18 protein-coding genes and 1 pseudogene are annotated in these 16,960 nt (G+C 70.9%); 12 read left to right on the top strand and 7 right to left on the bottom strand.

From position 1 onward, the window contains the following. Positions 1 to 83 precede the first annotated feature (83 nt). Both CP981_RS23430 and CP981_RS23425 read left to right on the top strand, forming a co-directional pair. A complete protein-coding gene (locus tag CP981_RS23430) occupies positions 84 to 854 on the top strand; it encodes a TetR/AcrR family transcriptional regulator (protein WP_085926253.1) in 771 nt (256 codons plus the stop codon). Between the two features lie 37 nt (positions 855 to 891). Then, positions 892 to 1,311, top strand: coding sequence for a PPOX class F420-dependent oxidoreductase (locus CP981_RS23425; protein WP_085926254.1), 420 nt, complete (start codon positions 892 to 894; stop codon positions 1,309 to 1,311). A gap of 49 nt (positions 1,312 to 1,360) precedes the next feature. Here the strand turns inward: CP981_RS23425 and CP981_RS23420 are convergent, their stop codons facing one another. Further along, positions 1,361 to 2,356, bottom strand: a complete 996-nt coding sequence (locus CP981_RS23420) for an esterase-like activity of phytase family protein (protein ID WP_085926255.1) — start codon at positions 2,354 to 2,356, stop codon at positions 1,361 to 1,363. Between the two features lie 142 nt (positions 2,357 to 2,498). Here CP981_RS23420 and CP981_RS23415 point away from each other — a divergent pair, with 142 nt between their 5' ends. Beyond that, positions 2,499 to 3,203 (top strand): GDSL-type esterase/lipase family protein, encoded by a 705-nt coding sequence (locus CP981_RS23415; RefSeq protein WP_085926298.1) that lies wholly within the window; start codon positions 2,499 to 2,501, stop codon positions 3,201 to 3,203. 27 nt (positions 3,204 to 3,230) lie between these two features. Here CP981_RS23415 and CP981_RS23410 read toward each other — a convergent pair whose 3' ends face one another. Beyond that, positions 3,231 to 3,815 (bottom strand): TetR/AcrR family transcriptional regulator, encoded by a 585-nt coding sequence (locus CP981_RS23410; RefSeq protein ID WP_085926256.1) that lies wholly within the window; start codon positions 3,813 to 3,815, stop codon positions 3,231 to 3,233. A 119-nt stretch (positions 3,816 to 3,934) separates the two neighbouring features. Here CP981_RS23410 and CP981_RS23405 point away from each other — a divergent pair. Next, a pseudogene (locus tag CP981_RS23405) lies at positions 3,935 to 4,771 on the top strand (MFS transporter); the annotation flags it as partial. Positions 4,772 to 5,239: 468 nt separating this feature from the next. Next, positions 5,240 to 6,238 (top strand): aldo/keto reductase, encoded by a 999-nt coding sequence (locus CP981_RS23400; protein ID WP_085926257.1) that lies wholly within the window; start codon positions 5,240 to 5,242, stop codon positions 6,236 to 6,238. 221 nt (positions 6,239 to 6,459) lie between these two features. Here the strand turns inward: CP981_RS23400 and thpR are convergent, their stop codons facing one another. From thpR to CP981_RS23385, 3 genes are all read right to left on the bottom strand, one after another. Next, positions 6,460 to 7,029, bottom strand: a complete 570-nt coding sequence (gene thpR, locus CP981_RS23395) for an RNA 2',3'-cyclic phosphodiesterase (RefSeq protein WP_085926258.1) — start codon at positions 7,027 to 7,029, stop codon at positions 6,460 to 6,462. Between the two features lie 91 nt (positions 7,030 to 7,120). After that, positions 7,121 to 8,548 (bottom strand): MFS transporter, encoded by a 1,428-nt coding sequence (locus CP981_RS23390; RefSeq protein WP_085926259.1) that lies wholly within the window; start codon positions 8,546 to 8,548, stop codon positions 7,121 to 7,123. Positions 8,549 to 8,576: 28 nt separating this feature from the next. Continuing rightward, complete coding sequence (locus CP981_RS23385) at positions 8,577 to 9,041, bottom strand: MarR family winged helix-turn-helix transcriptional regulator (protein WP_018089673.1); 465 nt, start codon at positions 9,039 to 9,041, stop codon at positions 8,577 to 8,579. Between the two features lie 130 nt (positions 9,042 to 9,171). Between CP981_RS23385 and CP981_RS23380 the strand changes: the two genes are divergently transcribed. After that, on the top strand, positions 9,172 to 9,363 hold the full coding sequence (locus CP981_RS23380; protein ID WP_085926299.1) for a hypothetical protein: 192 nt from the start codon (positions 9,172 to 9,174) through the stop codon (positions 9,361 to 9,363). Here CP981_RS23380 and CP981_RS23375 read toward each other — a convergent pair. Further along, on the bottom strand, positions 9,356 to 10,828 hold the full coding sequence (locus CP981_RS23375) for an NCS2 family permease (RefSeq protein ID WP_085926260.1): 1,473 nt from the start codon (positions 10,826 to 10,828) through the stop codon (positions 9,356 to 9,358). The two genes, CP981_RS23380 and CP981_RS23375, sit on opposite strands and share 8 nt — an antisense overlap. A gap of 294 nt (positions 10,829 to 11,122) precedes the next feature. Here CP981_RS23375 and CP981_RS23370 point away from each other — a divergent pair, with 294 nt between their 5' ends. The 3 genes from CP981_RS23370 to CP981_RS37845 all read left to right on the top strand — a co-directional run bounded on the left by CP981_RS23370 (position 11,123) and on the right by CP981_RS37845 (position 14,186). After that, positions 11,123 to 11,380, top strand: a complete 258-nt coding sequence (locus CP981_RS23370) for a DUF2530 domain-containing protein (protein WP_085926261.1) — start codon at positions 11,123 to 11,125, stop codon at positions 11,378 to 11,380. Positions 11,381 to 11,506: 126 nt separating this feature from the next. After that, positions 11,507 to 13,921, top strand: a complete 2,415-nt coding sequence (locus CP981_RS23365; RefSeq protein WP_085926262.1) for an HAD-IC family P-type ATPase — start codon at positions 11,507 to 11,509, stop codon at positions 13,919 to 13,921. A 94-nt stretch (positions 13,922 to 14,015) separates the two neighbouring features. Further along, positions 14,016 to 14,186 carry a hypothetical protein gene (locus CP981_RS37845; protein ID WP_167536136.1) on the top strand — a complete coding sequence of 57 codons (171 nt, stop codon included), beginning with the start codon at positions 14,016 to 14,018 and terminating at the stop codon, positions 14,184 to 14,186. 41 nt (positions 14,187 to 14,227) lie between these two features. Here CP981_RS37845 and CP981_RS23360 read toward each other — a convergent pair whose 3' ends face one another. Beyond that, positions 14,228 to 14,581 carry a hypothetical protein gene (locus CP981_RS23360; protein ID WP_085926263.1) on the bottom strand — a complete coding sequence of 118 codons (354 nt, stop codon included), beginning with the start codon at positions 14,579 to 14,581 and terminating at the stop codon, positions 14,228 to 14,230. Positions 14,582 to 14,779: 198 nt separating this feature from the next. Between CP981_RS23360 and CP981_RS23355 the strand changes: the two genes are divergently transcribed. From CP981_RS23355 to CP981_RS37840, 3 genes are all read left to right on the top strand, one after another. Continuing rightward, complete coding sequence (locus CP981_RS23355; protein WP_085926264.1) at positions 14,780 to 15,880, top strand: helix-turn-helix domain-containing protein; 1,101 nt, start codon at positions 14,780 to 14,782, stop codon at positions 15,878 to 15,880. A 15-nt stretch (positions 15,881 to 15,895) separates the two neighbouring features. Next, positions 15,896 to 16,564: a YdcF family protein gene (locus tag CP981_RS23350; RefSeq protein ID WP_085926265.1), complete on the top strand. Its 669-nt coding sequence runs from the start codon at positions 15,896 to 15,898 to the stop codon at positions 16,562 to 16,564. Between the two features lie 132 nt (positions 16,565 to 16,696). After that, positions 16,697 to 16,873 carry a hypothetical protein gene (locus tag CP981_RS37840; protein ID WP_167536135.1) on the top strand — a complete coding sequence of 59 codons (177 nt, stop codon included), beginning with the start codon at positions 16,697 to 16,699 and terminating at the stop codon, positions 16,871 to 16,873. Positions 16,874 to 16,960 lie beyond the last annotated feature (87 nt).

Here is a 16,960-nt window from a genome sequence, read left to right as displayed (position 1 = left end):
CCGGATCGGAAACTGAGTACACCGTACCCGATTGCGCGTACGCCGTACTCAGTTTTTGCCCGGCGGCATAGGATGACCGCACGATGACGACGACAGAACACAGCGGCAGCGGCGATGTCTCGCGCAGCCTGGAGCTGCTCTGGGGCCTCGGCGACCGGCCCAGCCGCGGACCCAAGCCGGGCCTCACCCTCGACCGCATCGTCACCACGGCGGTGGCGGTCGCCGATGCCGAAGGGCTCGGTGCGCTGTCCATGCGCCGGGTCGCCACCGACCTCGGCGTCGGCACCATGTCCCTCTACCGCTACGTCCCGGGCAAGGCCGAACTCCTCGACCTGATGCTGGACAAGGTCGCGGAGTTCGACGCCGACGCCCACCCCGACCCGGCCGCCGGCTGGCGCCCCGCGATGGAGGCCCTCGCCCACGCCAGCCGGCGGCAGTACCACCGGCACCCCTGGCTGCTCCAGGTCGACCAGGCCCGCCCACTGCTCGGCCCCAACGCCCTGGACTCCCTGGAGTACTCGGTGCGCGCCCTGGCCGGCACCGGTCTGACCGACCGCGAGAAGATCCACGTCCTGGTGTCCTTCGGCGGCTTCCTCGCCGGCATTTCCCGCACCGAGCTCAACTCCACGCTCGCCGAGAAGCGGACCGGCATCAGCGATGCGGACTTCTGGCAGTCACAGGAGCCGGTGCTGTCCAAGGCGATGCTGAGCGGCCGCTACCCCGCCCTCGCCGCCCTGGACGAGAACACCTTCGCCGGTGACGACTCCCCCGTCTTCGAGCTGGGGCTGTCCGCACTCCTGGACGGATTCGCGGCGCTCATCGCCGCCCGTACCGCCCGAACGGACGCACCATGAGGTGACGAAACAGGACGGATGTGCCTGTATGGGAGCCATGACGAATCCCCCGAGCCCCGGCCTCGCCCCCTTCGAGCGGCAGGGGGCGATTCTGCTGACCTCGTACAAGCGGGACGGCACCGGCGTCGGCACCCCGATGAATATCGCCGTCGACGGCGACCACGCCTACTTCCGCACGTACGGCGACGCCTGGAAGACCAAGCGGATGCGCAACTTCCCGGAGGTGGAGATCCGCCCCTCCACCTGGCGGGGGCGGCCCACCGGACCCGCCGTCAAGGCGCGGGTGCGGCTGCTGGATCCGCAGACCCGGGAGTACCGGCGGGCCGAACGCTCGCTGACCCGGAAATATCCGCTGCTTCACGGGCTGGTGGTGCCGCTCGTGCACCGGCTGAAGAAGCAGCGGACGCTCCATTACGAGCTGCGGCTGACCGAGGGGGACGGCCCGGCGGGAGCCTGACGGGGACCCAGGCGCGCCCGGTGGATCCGCCCACGCCGCCGGAAGGGGCCTACCGCCTCCGCAGCAGCCTGCGGAGCGCGACGACCAGCCCCGTGGCCAGGGCGAGGACCATGGCCCCCTTGATGAAGCCGGGGTCCAGCTCCGTCGCCGAACTCCCCTTCCCGCCCTTCCCATTGGCGCCGTCACCGTTCGCCGGGTCGTCCTTGGCCGTGTCCGGCAGCTGCTCATCGCTCAGCCCGACCGGCTCCACCGCGCTGTCGGCGCCCTCGGAGCCGTACATCAGGGTGCGGCCGTCCGCGGTGAAGGTGACCGCCTCGCCCTGCTGCTGCACCGGTACGCCCACGCTGCCGAGGTCCTTCGGGCGGCCGTCCTGCCAGCGGTAGATCCGGGCGCCGAAGTAGCTGCGCAGCACCAGCCGGCTGCCGTCGGGGGAGAACGCGCCGTCGGTCACCCACAGATCGACCGGGGCGACCTTGCGGAAGGTGTTGACGCCGGAGGTGGTGAGCCGCCGCGGGCCCTCGTAGAGCGCGCCACCGCCGCCCTGCTTCTTGCTGGCGATATAGACCCGGCCGGTCTTGGGATGCACCATCAGCGCCTCGGCGTCCCGCGGCCCGTCGGCGTACTTCACATCGAACTGGGTGGCGGTGACGGTGGCATCGCGCAGCCGCTTCGGTTCGGGAAAGCGGTAGATCCAGACGTGGCTCCAGCTGCCGCCGAGGTTGTCGCCGATGTCGCCGACGTAGAGGTCACCGTCCGGGCCGACCGAGATCGCCTCGACATCGCGCGGCGTACCGATGCCGCGCAGCGTGATCCGGGCGACCGTACGGCCGGACTTGCCGTCGACGGCGTAGATGTACGGGCCGTCGTCGCTGTCGTTGTGGGTCCAGTAGATCCCGGGGTGCGTCCGGCTGGCGGCCAGGCCGCTGGCCTCGGTGATCCGGGGATCGCCGATGGTGAAGCCGTCGGGCTCGTCGGCGGCCGCGGGCACGACGGCCGCCGACCACAGGATTCCCGCGGCACCGGCCGCGCACAGAAGCGAACGCATGGGCACAGACTGCCATCCCGGGCCGCGGCACGGGGGCGCGGCGGCCGCCCGGCCCCCGGCGCCCGTGGTGGGCGCGGGTGGCGTGTCCAGCGTCACGTACCGGCGGGTAAGGATTCTCGGCCATCATGTCCGGATGAGGATCATGTTCGTCGGCGACTCCATGACGATCGGCGCCACCGGCGACTTCACCTGGCGTTACCGCATGTGGCAGCACCTGAACGCGACCTGCGCCGGGCCGTACCGCATCGTCGGACCGCGCCACACGCTCCATGACCCCGCCGAGGGCACCGCCGCCTCCACCGCCTACGCCGACCCCGGCTTCCCCGACGAGGCCCGCCGCCATCTCGCGGGCTGGGGCGAGGGCTGGCTGCACATGGCCCCGCTGATCGGCGACGCGGTACGCGGACATCAGGCCGACACCCTGCTGGTCTCGCTCGGCCTGATAGACCTCGGTTTCTACACGAACGCCGAGCAGACCGCGGAGAACGTACGGCACTTCGTGGCACAGGCACGCCAGGCGGCGCCGCACATCCGGGCGGTGCTGATGCCGGTGATCCCCAACGTCCGGGCGTCGGCGGACCCCGCCTTCGGCACCGAATGCACCCGCTTCAACGAACTCCTGGCCAAGGCCGTCGCCGATCTCTCCACCCCCGCCTCCCCGTTGCTGCTGACCTCCGAACCGGAGGGCTGGGATACGGGCCGCGCCACCTACGACGGGACCCATCCCTCGGAGCACGGCGAGCACTTGCTGGCGGGCGCGTTCGCCCAGGCGATGCATCAGGCGTGGGGCGTCGGCGGGCCGTACCGCGCCGAGGTGGCGTCCGGGGCGGCCGTACCGGCAGGGTGAGGTGCGCGGGTCGCGGGCCGGTGCCGCTCAGGAGCCCGGCGCCGTCCATGAGTCGGCCAGCGCGCACAGTTCCGCCAGCGCCGCCTCGGTGCGCGCGCGGTCGCCGGTGACCAGGAAGTCGGTCTGAAGGCCCGCGTAGGCGCTGTTCAGGAAGGTGGCACGGACGCGTGCCGCGGCGGGGGCGAGACCGCGCGCCTGGAGGGCGCCGGCCACGAACTCGGCGCGGTCCGCGAGGAATGCGGGGACCCGGCCGCCGAGCCGGCCGGCCGCCGCCAGGCCCTCGATCTCGTGGATGAGCCGGGTCGCGCCGATGTTCTCCGGCTCCAGATGGCGCCGCCAGGAGTCCCGCACGAGCGCCCCGATGCCGCGGGTGGTGTCGTCCCAGCCCTCGGTGGCCCGCAGCTGCCGGTGCTGGATCTCGTCCAGCCGCCGCAGCACTGCCGTCAGCAGCGCGTCCTTGTCCGCGAAGTGGTGGGTGAGCACCCGTGTGCTGTGCCCGAGCGCCTGGGCCAGCGGGCGCAGGGAGAGGTGGGCGATCCCGGTCTCGGCGAGGTGGCCGATGACCGCATCGAGGATCTCGGTACGGCGGTGCGGGTCGCGGGGCCTGGCCATCGGTCGGACTCCTCGTGCTGCGGGGATCTCTGGCCCCCACTGTGGACTCCCCGGGCTCCGGGTACCGCGGCGGGGCATCGCCCACCCTAATTAGGGCAACGACTGTTACGTTAACTCTCATGTCCACCACCTCCCCTTCACGCGGGCGCCTCCCCGCCCCCTGGCTCTGCGCGCTCACGCTCTGCGCCTTCGCCCTCCAGACCGACGACTTCGTGATCGCCGGCGTACTGCCCGCCCTCGCCCGCGGGCTGACGGTCAGTGAGGCCGCCGCCGGACAGCTGGTCACCGTCTTCTCCGTGCTCTGCGCGGTGGCCGCCCCGGTAGCCGCCGTCGGCACCGCCCGGCTCCCCCGCCGGACCCTCCTCACCACCGCCCTGACGCTCTTCTGCCTCGCCAACTTCGCCGTCCTGGGCGTGCGTTCGTACGCCGCGATGCTGGTGTTACGCGTCCTGGCCGCGCTCGCCGCCGCCGTCGCACTGCCCACCACCCTCGCCGCGGCCGCCGGGCTCGCCCCGCCCGAACGGCAGGGCCGCAGCCTCGCCACCGTCATGGCCGGGCTGACCGGCGCCGTGGTGATCGGGGTGCCGGCCGGTACCTGGGCCGGGGCGGCACTGGGCTGGCGGGCGCCCTTCGTCCTCGGCGGGGCGCTCGGCCTCGCCGCCCTGCTCTACGTCCGCGCCGCCGTCCCCGAGCTGCCGCCCGCCCCCGCCGTCCCGCTCACCGCACGGCTGCGCCCGCTCGGCCGGCCGGCTCTCCTGTGCGCGCTGCTCGCCGCGACCGTCGCCGTCCTGGGCAATCTGCTGCTACAGACCTATCTCGCGCCGTTCCTGCACGACCTGTCGGGCGTCAGCCCCGGCACGCTCGGTCTGCTGCTGGCGGTCACCGGCGTCGCGGGCATCGCGGGCGCACGGGCGGGCGGCACGCTGGTGGACCGCCGGGGCGCCGGGGCCGCCTTCTTGACAGCAGCCGTGGTGTTCGCGGCGGCGACGGCCGGGCTCGCCCTGTGCGGCGCTGCGGCCCGCGCCGCTCCCCCTCGTCGTGCCGCTGCTGGTCGTCTGGGCGGCCGCGGCCTGGGCGGTGCCGCCCGCCGTACAGGCCCGGGTGCTGGCACTGGCCGGTCCCGCGCACGGGCCTCAGGTCCTCGCGCTCACCAGCAGCGCGGTCTACGTCGGCGCCTCGCTGGGCGGCGCACTCGGCGGCCGGCTGCTCAGCACGCACGGCCCCGGCGCCCTGCCGATGGCAGCGGCCTGCTGCGCACCGGTCGCCCTGCTGCTCTTCACCGCCGCCGGACGCCGGACAGCCGGCCCCGCCGCCGCTCCCCCGGTACGGGACACCCTCCCGCTCTCCCCACCGCCGCCGGACGCACCCTGACGGCCGAACGGTCCCTTGCTTCGAGCGCACTTCAAGGCGTTGGGTGGACCACCATGAAGTACACGCAGCTCGGACGCACCGGACTCAAGGTCAGCCGACTCGTCCTCGGGACGATGAACTTCGGGCCTCAGACGGACGAGGCCGACAGCCACACCATCATGGACGCGGCGCAGCAGGCCGGCATCAACTTCTTCGACACCGCCAATGTCTATGGCTGGGGTGCCAACAAGGGCCGTACGGAAGAGATCGTCGGCTCGTGGTTCGCCAAGGGCGGCGGCCGGCGGGACAAGACCGTGCTGGCCACCAAGCTCTACGCCAACATGGCGACGGACGACGGCAAGGTCTGGCCCAACCACGACAAGCTCTCCGCGCTCAACATCCGGCGGTCGGTGGACGCCAGCCTCAAGCGGCTGGGCACCGACTACATCGACCTCTACCAGTTCCACCACGTCGACCGGGACACGCCCTGGGACGAGATCTGGCAGGCCATGGACGTGCTCGTCCAGCAGGGCAAGATCCTCTACGTCGGCTCGTCCAACCACGCCGGGTGGCATATCGCCCGCGCCAACGAGACCGCCGCCCGCCGCGGCTCGTACGGCCTGGTCAGCGAGCAGTGCCTCTACAACCTCGCCGAGCGGCGCGCCGAGATGGAGGTCATCCCGGCCGCCGAGGGCTACGGCCTGGGCGTCATCCCGTGGTCCCCGCTGCACGGCGGGCTGCTGGGCGGTGCCCTGCGCAAGGAGCGCGAGGGCGGTGCGGCCCGCTCGGGCGCCGGCCGCTCGGCCGACGCGCTCGCCAACTCCACGATCCGCGCCCAGATCCAGTCGTACGAGGATCTGCTCGACAAGCACGGTCTGGAGCCCGGCGAGGTGGCCCTGGCGTGGCTGCTCACCCGGCCCGGGGTCACCGGCCCGATCGTCGGCCCGCGCACCGCGGACCAGCTCGCCTCCGCGCTGCGGGCCGTCGAACTGACCCTCCCGGACGAGCTGCTCGCCTCGCTCGACGAGATCTTCCCCGGCCCCGGGCCGACCCCGGAGGCCTTCGCCTGGTGAACGCGCCGGGCGCCCGGCGACCGGTTCCGGCCGGACCGCCGGGCGACCCCGCGGGGCCCGGGGCAGCCGTCAGCGCAGCGCCGCCGCCACGATCACAACGACAAGCAGCACGGCAAGCAGACCGGACATGATCCGGTTACGGGTTTTGGGATCCACCCTCTGAGCGTAACCGGGGCGCCCCCGAACCCTTCAGCGGGCCGGGCACGGACGGCCGCGGGCCCTCAGTGCCCCAGCGCCCAGGACCCCACCGTTTCGTACCGCGGCTGTGTGCCCGCCACGCCCGCGACCGGGGGATGGCTGCACACCAGGGCGAGGGACTCGACCGTCCAGGCGGTGCCGGCGAAGTCCTTGAGGGCGGTCGCGTACGGGCGGAGGTCCAGGCCGGGGACGCGGTTTCTGGCGAGGGTGAGGTGCGGGGTGTACGGGCGGTGCTCGTCGTCCATGCTGAGACCGGCCCGGCGGCCCGCCGCGGAGGACGCGTCGGCCAGATGGCGCATGGCGGGGCGGTCGCCGTCGGCCCCGGCCCACACCACCCGGTCCGAGAAGCGGCCGCCGCCGGCGATCCGCAGCTCGTAGGGGTCGCGGCGGTGGGCGGCCCGGGCCAGCCGCTCGGCCAGGTCGGGGACGGTCTCCTCGGGCACCTCCCCGTAGAAGGCGAGGGTGAAGTGCCAGCTCTCCCGGCCGGCCCAGCGCAGCCGGCCGGCGGCCGGGAGCTTCTTCAACTGCGCCACCTCGGCGGCCAGTTCCTCGATCGCGGGAGCGGGGGGCAGGACGGCGGCGAAGAGTCTCATACGGCCAGTGTGGCCCAGCGCACCGGCCGCCCGGCGGGACACGGCGTGCGACGGCCCGGCCCCGCGGCGGGGCCGGGCCGTGGTGCGTGCACTACGCCGCCGGTGTCAGATTCCGCTCCGCGGACCGATCGTCCGGGACCCGGGGCACGAAGGCGAGGTGCTGATGGCCGCGGCGCAGGTCGATCTTGAGGCGCAGACCGCCCACCCTGGCGAGGATCAGACCGATGAGGAGGGCGGCCGCCAGTGAGACCACACCGCCCGCCATGAAGCCGATCCGCGGGCCGAAGCTGTCGGTGATCCAGCCGACCAGCGGTGCGCCGAGCGGGGTGCCGCCCACGAAGACCATCATGAACAGGCTCATCACCCGGCCGCGCATGGCCGGATCGGTGGCCATCTGGATGCTCGAATTGGCCGTGACATTGATCGTCAGACCGACCGTGCCGATCAGGACCAGCAGCGCCGCGAACACCCAGAACGACGGGGCCAGCGCGGCCGCGATCTCCAGGGCGCCGAAGAGCATCGCCGCCCCCACCACCAGCCGCAGCCGGGAGCTCGCGCGACGGGCCGCGAGCAGCGCGCCGATCAGCGAACCGGCCGCCATCAGCCCGTTGAACAGGGAGTACGTCCCCGCACCCTGGTGGTAGACGTGGTGCACGAACGCGGTCAGCCAGATCGGGAAGTTGAATCCGAAGGTCCCGATGAAGCCGACCAGGACGATGGGCCAGATCAGGTCGGGGCGGCCGGACACATACCGCAGGCCCTCCCGCAGCTGACCCTTGCTGCGCGGGACGCGGTCGACCTTGTGGAGTTCGGCGGTGCGCATCATCAGCAGGCCCGTGAGCGGGGCGATGAACGAGAGACCGTTGAGCAGGAAGGCCCAGCCGCTGCCGAAGGCGGTGATCAGGACACCGGCGACGGCGGGCCCGATCAGCCGCGCGGACTGGAAGTTGGCGGAGTTGAGGCTGACGGCGTTGCGCAGCTCGTCCTGGCCGACCATTTCGGAGACGAAGGCCTGCCGGGCGGGGTTGTCGAGGACGGTGACCAGGCCGAGCACGAAGGCGGTCAGGTAGACGTGCCAGACCTGCACCTGCCCGCTCAGCGTGAGCGCGGCGAGGGCCAGGCCGGTGACGCCCATGGCGGACTGGGTGAAGAGCAGCAGCTTCCGCTTGGCGAATCGGTCGGCGATGACGCCGCCGTAGAGGCCGAAGAGCAGCATCGGCAGGAATTGCAGCGCGGTGGTGATACCGACCGCGGTGGACGAGCCGGTGAGGCTCAGCACCAGCCAGTCCTGGGCGATGCGCTGCATCCAGGTGCCCGTGTTGGACACCATCTGGCCGGTGGCGAAGAGTCGGTAGTTGCGTATGCGTAGGGAGCTGAACGTGCCCGTGCGCGGTGTGGCGGCGGGGCCGGCGGCGACAGCCGGGGCGGAGCCCGGAGCGGTCGCGGTCGCGTCGTCGGAAACCGTGTCGTCGTGGGAGTTCGGTGCGGGGGCGGAGTCTGCTCCGGATCCCGTACTCAAAGTCGGTTCGCCTCCTCGGCCTCGGGTTCTACAGCTGCGCGAGCTTCTCCAGCACGGGCGCGGCGGCCCGCACCTTCGCCCACTCGTCCTCGTCCAGCCCGGAGGCCAGCTCGGCGAGCCAGGCGTTGCGCTTACGGCGGCTCTCTTCGAGCATCGCCTCGGCCTGCTCGGTCTGCGTGACAACCTTCTGGCGGCGATCGTCGGGGTGCGGTTCGAGCCGGACCAGTCCCTTGGCCTCCAGCATGGCCACGATGCGGGTCATCGACGGCGGCTGCACATGCTCCTTGCGGGCCAGCTCGCCGGGGGTGGCATGGCCGCACCGGGCGAGAGTGCCGAGCACCGACATCTCGGTGGGGCTCAGCGATTCGTCGACCCGCTGGTGCTTGAGTCGGCGCGACAGGCGCATCACGGCGGACCGCAGGGCGTTCACCGCGGCCGCGTCGTCAGGGGGCACCTCCGGCCCGTCGGGCTGAAGGGAGGACAGTTCCGGCATAGTCTTTAGCGTAACTCATTACCCTTTCTAAGGAAAGCCGGGGAGGGCCGCCCGCCACGAGTCACCCATATGAGTGAGGACGCCGCCGAAAGTGACCCGCCTGACCGCGTACGGACGGGACCGTGTCCGGATGGGATCGAAGGTGCTCAGCCTGCGTGTGGACGGGGAACTGCTGGACCGCATTCGGCAGCACGCCGCAAAACGCGGAATGAGCGTCCAGGACTATGTGGTCCGGACGCTCATTCGCGAAGACTTCGACGAGCGGTTCCAGTCCTCCGTCGACGAGACGGAGAAGCTGGGGATCCAGTGGTCCGCTACTTGACCCCGAGGGCCTGCTCGATCGGGTCGAGCAGGAAGTAGACCAGGAAGCAGAGGCCGACCGCGTTCAGCAGCCAGGGGACCTCCTTGATCCGGCCGGTCGCCGCGCGCAGCAGGATGAAGGCCAGCACGCCGAGGCCGATGCCGTTGGTGATGCTGTAGGTGAACGGCATCGAGACGAGCGTCAGGAACGCCGGGATGCCGATGGTGAAGTCGCCCCAGTCGATGTCCCCGACGTTCGAGGCCATGATCAGGAAGCCGACGACCACCAGCGCGGGCGTCGCGGCCTGGGCGGGGACGACGGTCGCCAGCGGCGTGAAGATCAGCGCGAGCAGGAAGAGGCCGCCGGTCATCACGTTCGCGAGACCGGTGCGGGCGCCCTCGCCGACTCCGGCGGTGGACTCCACGAAGCAGGTGTTGGCGGAGGCGGAACCGAAGCCGCCGCCCGCGACCGCGATGCCGTCGACCATCAGGATCCGGCCCATGTTCGGCAGCTGGCCGGTCTCGTTGTTCAGCAGGCCGGCCTCCTCGCCGACGCCGATGATGGTGCCCATCGCGTCGAAGAAGCCGGAGAGCAGCACGGTGAAGACGAAGAGGCAGCCGGTCAGGATGCCGACTTCCTTGAAGCCGCCGAAGAGGCTGATCTGACCGATCAGTCCGAAGTCCGGGGTGTCGATGATCTTTTCCGGCAGGTTGGGGACCGCCAGGCCCCAGGCCGCGTCCGGGATCTTGACCACGGCGTTGATGCCGATCGCGAGCAGGGCCATCGAGATCATGCCGATCAGGATCGCGCCCCGGACCTTGCGCACGATCAGCACGAACATCAGCGCCAGTCCGATGATGAAGACCAGCACCGGCCAGCCCTTGAGCTGTCCGCCCTGGCCCAGGCCCATCGGGACGGTGGTGTGCGCGGCGTCCGGGTTACGGGTCACAAAGCCCGCGTCGACCAGGCCGATCAGCGAGATGAACAGACCGATGCCGATGGCGATGGCCCGCCGCAGCCCGTTGGGGATCGCGTCCATCACCCGCTGCCGCAGACCCGAGGCGACCAGGAGCATCAGCACCAGACCCGCGAGCACGACCATGCCCATGGCGTCCGGCCAGCTCATCTTGGGGGCGAGCTGAAGCGCCACCACGGCGTTGATGCCGAGGCCGGCGGCGATGGCGATCGGGACATTGCCGATGACGCCCATCAGGACCGTGCTCAGTCCGGCAATCAGCGCGGTGGCGGTGACCAGCTGGGCGTTGTCGAGATGGTTGCCGAACTTATCGACTCCGGAACCGAGAATGATCGGGTTCAGCACGATGATGTAGGCCATCGCGAAGAACGTCGCCAGCCCGCCGCGCAGTTCGCGGCCGACCGTCGACCCCCGCTCGGAGATCTTGAAGAAGGCGTCGAAGCCATTCTTGGGAGGCTTCGGACCTGGGTCTTTGAGGGCGTCGACCGGCGTGGTGGCCGAGGGGGACATGCGGGGACCTCAGTCGGACGGGCCTGGGCAGGCGCGGGGGCCCGAGGGCCCGGAACATGAACAAAAGCGGAACGCACTGGATCAGGTTGGAGGAATGAACGAAACAATCCAGCCGCATCCAGAAAGGTTCAGTATGAATAAACAATGCGGTGATCGCTATCTCCGCGCGTAGACCCTTGCGGCACATGGCCCTGGGTCCACACCCCACACCTCCGGCACCACCGCGCACCGCCACCGGCCCCCTGCCCACCGCCGCCCGCCGAGCCGTCAGCCGCTCCCCGTAAGCTGAGCACCATGTGGAAGAAGTCCGAACTGCGCGAGGCCCCGGCGCCTCTCGAAGGTCCTGTCGTCGGCACGATCATCGGCGGCACCATCATCTGGTTCGTCCTCTTCCTCGGTCAGCTCCCGTTCTACGGCTGGTTCGCCGACAACGGCCACGCCTGGTGGGTGTGGACCTGTCTGGCCGGCGGCGGCCTGGGCCTGATCGGCATCTGGTACGTCCGCGGACGGGATGCCGCGCTCAAGCGCGCCGCGGCTGCCGACCACTCCTGACCCCGCGGCGCCCTTCCCGGCAGCCGACCGTTCCTGAACACCGCGGCGCGCTTCCCGGCAGCCGCCCCCTCGACGCCGCCGCCCGTCAGCGGGTGAAGTACGCATTCCGCCCGTAACGTCGAGGGCATGACGGAGCGGGCGAGGACCGACGTCGAGCAGTCCGGGCCGGGTGGCGAGCCCGCCCGACGGGCCGCGGGGGAACCGGTCAACCCCGGACTGACCGCCGCCGAGGTCGCGGAGCGGGTCGCCCGGGGCGAGGTCAACGACGTCCCCGTACGGTCCTCCCGCTCGGTCGCCGAGATCGTCCGGGCCAATGTCTTCACCCGCTTCAACGCCATCATCGGCGTGCTCTTCGTGATCATCCTGGTCGTCGGCCCGATCCAGGACGGCCTGTTCGGCTTTGTGATCGTCGCCAACACCGGCATCGGCATCGTCCAGGAGCTGCGCGCCAAGAAGACCCTGGACAAGCTGGCGGTCATCGGCGAGGCCCGGCCGACCGTCCGGCGCGACGGGGCCATCGACGAGATCCCCACCTCCGCGGTGGTGCTCGACGACGTCCTCGAACTCGGGCCCGGCGACAAGGTCATCGTCGACGGCGAGGTGCTGGAGAGCGACAGCCTGGAGATCGACGAGTCGCTGCTGACCGGCGAGGCCGACCCGGTCGTCAAAAAGCCCGGCGAGCAGGTGATGTCCGGCAGCTTCGTGGTCGCGGGCGGCGGCGCCTTCACCGCGACCAAGGTCGGCCGGCAGGCGTACGCGGCCCAGCTCGCCGAGGAGGCCAGCCGCTTCACCCTGGTCCACTCCGAACTGCGGACCGGCATCAGCCAGATCCTCAAGTACGTGACCTGGATGATGATCCCGACCGCGATCGGCCTGATCCTCAGCCATCTGCTCACCCTCGGGCTGCCGGGCGACGAGGCGATCCGCCGGATGGTCGCCGGGATCGTGCCGATGATCCCGGAGGGCCTGGTGCTGCTCACCTCCGTCGCCTTCGCGATCGGCGTCATCCGGCTCGGCCACAAGAAGTGCCTGGTCCAGGAGCTGCCCGCGATCGAGGGCCTGGCCCGGGTCGATGTGGTCTGCCTGGACAAGACCGGCACGCTCACCGAGGGCGGCATGGACGTCCAGGGGCTGCGGACGCTCGACGGCGACGAGGACTACCTCCGGCAGGTACTGGGCGCGCTCGGCGAGTCCGACCCCCGGCCCAACGCCTCCCTCCAGGCGGTCATCGAGGCGTATCCGGCGGACGGCGGCTGGCGCTGCGTCCAGTCACTGCCGTTCTCCTCCGCCCGCAAATACAGCGGCGCGTCCTTCAACGGCCCGGACGGCGAGAGCAGCACCTGGCTGCTGGGCGCCCCGGACGTGCTGCTGCCGGCCGGTGACCAGCGGCTCACCGAGACCGACGCGCTCAACGCGCAGGGCCTGCGCGTCCTGCTGCTGGCCCGTGCCACACGGGAGCTGGACGACCCCGAGGTCACCCGGGACGTACGGCCCGCCGCGCTGGTCGTACTGGAGCAGCGGCTGCGCCCGGACGCCCCCGACACCCTGCGCTACTTCGAGGAGCAGGGCGTCCGGGCCAAGGTGCTCTCCGGCGACAACGCGGTGTCGGTGGGCGCGGTGGCCGGCAAGCTGGGGCTGCCGGGCGCGGACGACCCGGTGGACGCGCGGGCACTGCCCGGCGAACGGGACGCGATGGCGGCCGAGATCGAGGCGGGCGCGGTGTTCGGCCGGGTCACCCCGCAGCAGAAGCGGGACATGGTCGCCGCGCTCCAGGCACGCCGTCACACCGTCGCGATGACCGGCGACGGCGTCAATGACGTGCTGGCCCTCAAGGACGCCGACATCGGCGTCGCGATGGGCTCCGGCTCCGAGGCGACCCGCGCCGTCGCCCAGATCGTGCTGCTCAACAACAGCTTCGCCGCGCTGCCGTCGGTCGTCGCCGAGGGCCGCCGGGTCATCGGCAACATCACCCGCGTCGCCACCCTCTTCCTCACCAAGACCGTCTACTCCGTCCTCCTCGCGATCCTGGTCGCCTGCTGGCAGATCCCCTACCCCTATCTGCCCCGCCATCTGACCCTGCTCTCCACCCTCACCATCGGCGTCCCCGCGTTCTTCCTCGCCTTGGCCCCCAACAAGGAACGTGCCCGCCCGCACTTCGTCCGCCGGGTGATGCGCTACGCGATCCCGTCCGGCCTCATCGCCGGCGCCGCCGCCTTCGCCACCTACCTGCTCGCCCGCAGCTACTACACCGGCCCCGACGCCCTGCCCGCCGAGACCAGCGCCGCGACCCTGACCCTCTTCCTCACCGCGATCTGGGTCCTGGCGATCATCGCCCGCCCCTACACCTGGTGGCGGATCGCCCTGGTCCTGGCCATGGGCCTGGCCTTCCTCATCGTCCTGGCCACCCCCTGGCTCCAGACCTTCTTCGCGCTGCGCCTGGTCGGCACGACCATGCCCTGGGTGGCCGTCGCCATCGCCGTACTGGCGGCCGTCCTGCTGGAGCTCACCTGGCGCTGGGTGGGCCGGCGCTTCCCCGCCTGAACGGGTGACGACCGCCCCCGCCGCCGTATCGTCCCGGTCACAGAACCCGCGCCGGGATGGCCACACCCCTCGCCCGCCGCCTACCCTCCGCCCCATGACCTTCCACCCGGCCGACCTCACCTACGAGGTCCTGGCCCGCACGCATCACTCCCACCACTACCACTCCGGCGGCGACGGCGTCATCGACTGGTGGGAGTGGCTGATCCTGGTCGTCGGCGCGGTCGCGGTGATCTGGTCCCTGGTGAAGAAGTTCAGCTCGGACTGAGGGTGCGATGACGGGAGGCGCGGCACGTGTAGGGCCCGGCCCTACGCCTCGCTTCCGCCCTCTTTCCCGCCCTCTTTCCCGCCCTCATTCCCGTCCTCGTCGTCCAGCGAGGGATCGACGGCACGGAGGCGCGCGCCTCTGCTCTTCGCGACGCGCCGCACATCCCGCAGGCAGTCGGTCAGCCCCCGGGCCAGAAAGCGCAGTTCCCGGTCGCTCGCCCGGTCTCCGATCAGCAGATACTCGGCATGGTCAAGCAGTCCGTCGGCCATGCCGATCTGTAGCTGCTCGATGTCATCAGCGACGCGGGAGACGGGCCCCGTCCCATCGCTCAGCAGGTAACAGGGGTTGCCGTTGGGGCTCGACCACGGCAGCAGGCGGGCGGCAGGTTCCTGCATGTTCTCAACTCCTGGCGTTCGTAGTACGGGATGCGAGCGGCTGACCCGGTACTCGAGTCAGGCTTGTTCGGGTGATGACCATCCGAGACTGACACCGCATCAGCACGCGGCAAATGAACCGCTGTTGCCCTTCCGTGGCACTTTCGTCCTCCGAGTCGCACGCATCGTGCTTCCATGGCAACCGGAAGGGAGCAACGCGTGACGACCGTGCACCGCTGGACCGGCCTGGAGGCCCGAGCCCTTCGTCTCGCGCTGCGGATGAGCGTCCGCACCTTCGCTGAACATCTCGGTGTCGGCGTCCGTACCGTCTCCAAGTGGGAGAAGTTGCGCGCAGGAACGGAGCCGCGTCCCGACACTCAGGCCATTTTGGACACCGCGCTGGCCCGCACGGACGCCGCGGTGCATCTGCGGTTCGAAACGAACCTGTCCATGGCCGGGCGCCCCGCATCCACCCTGAACCGTCAGGTCGCCGAGACCGGGCCTCGGGCCTGGGAGTACGAGTCATGGGCCGACGACCTGGACCGCGTCGTCGTCGCCCTGTCCCGACAGAACTTCGCGTTCGCCGGCACCGTCCTGAATCGCTGGCTGGCCCGCTTCCAAGCAGTGGAACTGGACGGCAGAGGACTGTACTTGTTCGCCCGGTCCACCGTCCTGCTCGGTGACCTGCGACGCGACCAGGGCGCCGTGATCGGGCCGCTGTCGGCCCAGCATTCCTATACCGACGCGCGCGCGATCTTCACCCAGCTCGGCATTCCCCGGCGCGTCGCTCAAGTCGACCTTTCCCTGGCAGTGGTCGCCGAGATGTCCGGCAGTCTGAAGACCGCCGCCCACCGCTACGAGACGCTCGCCGTGGACGACCGGCTCTCTCGCCGCGATCGAGCCCGTGCCAGGTTGTGGGTGGGGACCTCGCTGAGCAAGGACGGCCAGCACGGCTATGCCGCGCGCGTCATACTGGCCGCGACCCGTGAATTCGAGGACCTCTCCGAACCCGAGGACTGGTCGGTCGCCCACCAGAAGGTCGCCCTCGCACATCGCGGGGCCGGTGACCTCAACTCCGCCTTGCACTTCATGGAGATGGCCCGCAGCACCACTCCGGCTGACTCACCGTTGCAGCGTGTGCGGTCAGACACCGCTCACGGCCACATCCTGCTGTCCGACCCGGCCACCCGGGATGATGGGCTGCGCGTGCTCGACGACGCCGCGAAGCTGGCCGCCACGTTCGGCCTCAGTCACCAGCTCCGCAGCATCGAGAGCATCCGCATGGCGACCGAGGGGACATCCTGCCCCCGGCGACGGTGACCAGGGAGAATCAGCGTGACGGACAATCAGCGGGCGCTCACCGAGGATCAGCGGCAGTGGGCCGGGCTGATCTGGGACTACCACCGGATGCACCACGAGGTGCGGCCGGCTGACGTGGCGATCGGGCTGGGCAGTCACGATCTCGGCGTGCCCGCCTTCTGCGCCCGGCTGTATCGCGCGCGGCTCTTTCCCACCCTGGTCTTCACCGGCGGTCCCAACCCGACAGCCCCTGAACGGTTCCCTCGGGGCGAGGCCGTGCATTTCCGCGAGCACGCCCTGGAGCTCGGCGTGCCGGACGAGGCCGTTCTGCTGGAGCCCGCGGCGCGCAATACCGGCCAGAACATCACGTTCTCCCGGGAGGTACTGGCCGCCGCCGGTATCGCCCCGAGCAGGGTGCTGCTGGTGTCCATGCCCTATATGGAGCGACGGGCCTTCGCGACCGCCCGCAAGGTGTGGCCCGAGGCCGAGGTGATCTGTGCCTCGGAGCCGCTGGAATTCGACGACTACCTCAAAAGCATCGGCGATGAGAAGCACGTGACGGACCAGCTCGTCGGTGATCTCCAGCGGGTGATCGAGTACCCGGGGCTCGGCTTCGCCATCGAACAGAAGGTCCCGGAGGACGTACGGGCCGCGTACGTCTCACTCGTCCGGGACGGCTTCACCAGCCGGCTGCTCGCCCGCTGACCGGCCGTCAGGCGGCCCCGTCGCGACGGGGCCGCCTCCGCTTCCGACCTTCGTCATCGTCCTGGTCATGCCCTGGTTGCAGTCCTTGCCCGCCTCGCGCCCCCCACCCCGCACCCCTTAGAGTCCATGTCCATGACATTGCACTCGGGGGCGTACGACCTGCTGGCACGCTCGCATCACCACTCCGGCCACTACAGCCACTACGACTCCTCCGACGTCTCGTTCGCCGGAGCGTGGTGGATGATCCCGGTCGCCACCGTGATCGCGGTCGTCTGGGTCTTCGCGAAGCGGCGCTTCAGCTCCCGCTGACCGCCGGCTCCGGCCGGCCTGCCGAAACCCTGGGCCTCGATCGCGAGGAGTACGCAATCACGCAAAGGCCCCGCCTGACATGACGCC

It is taken from the genome of Streptomyces platensis (assembly GCF_008704855.1).
GTDB classification, from domain to species: Bacteria; Actinomycetota; Actinomycetes; order Streptomycetales; family Streptomycetaceae; genus Streptomyces; species Streptomyces platensis.
This window is presented reverse-complemented; position numbering and strand designations above follow the sequence as displayed.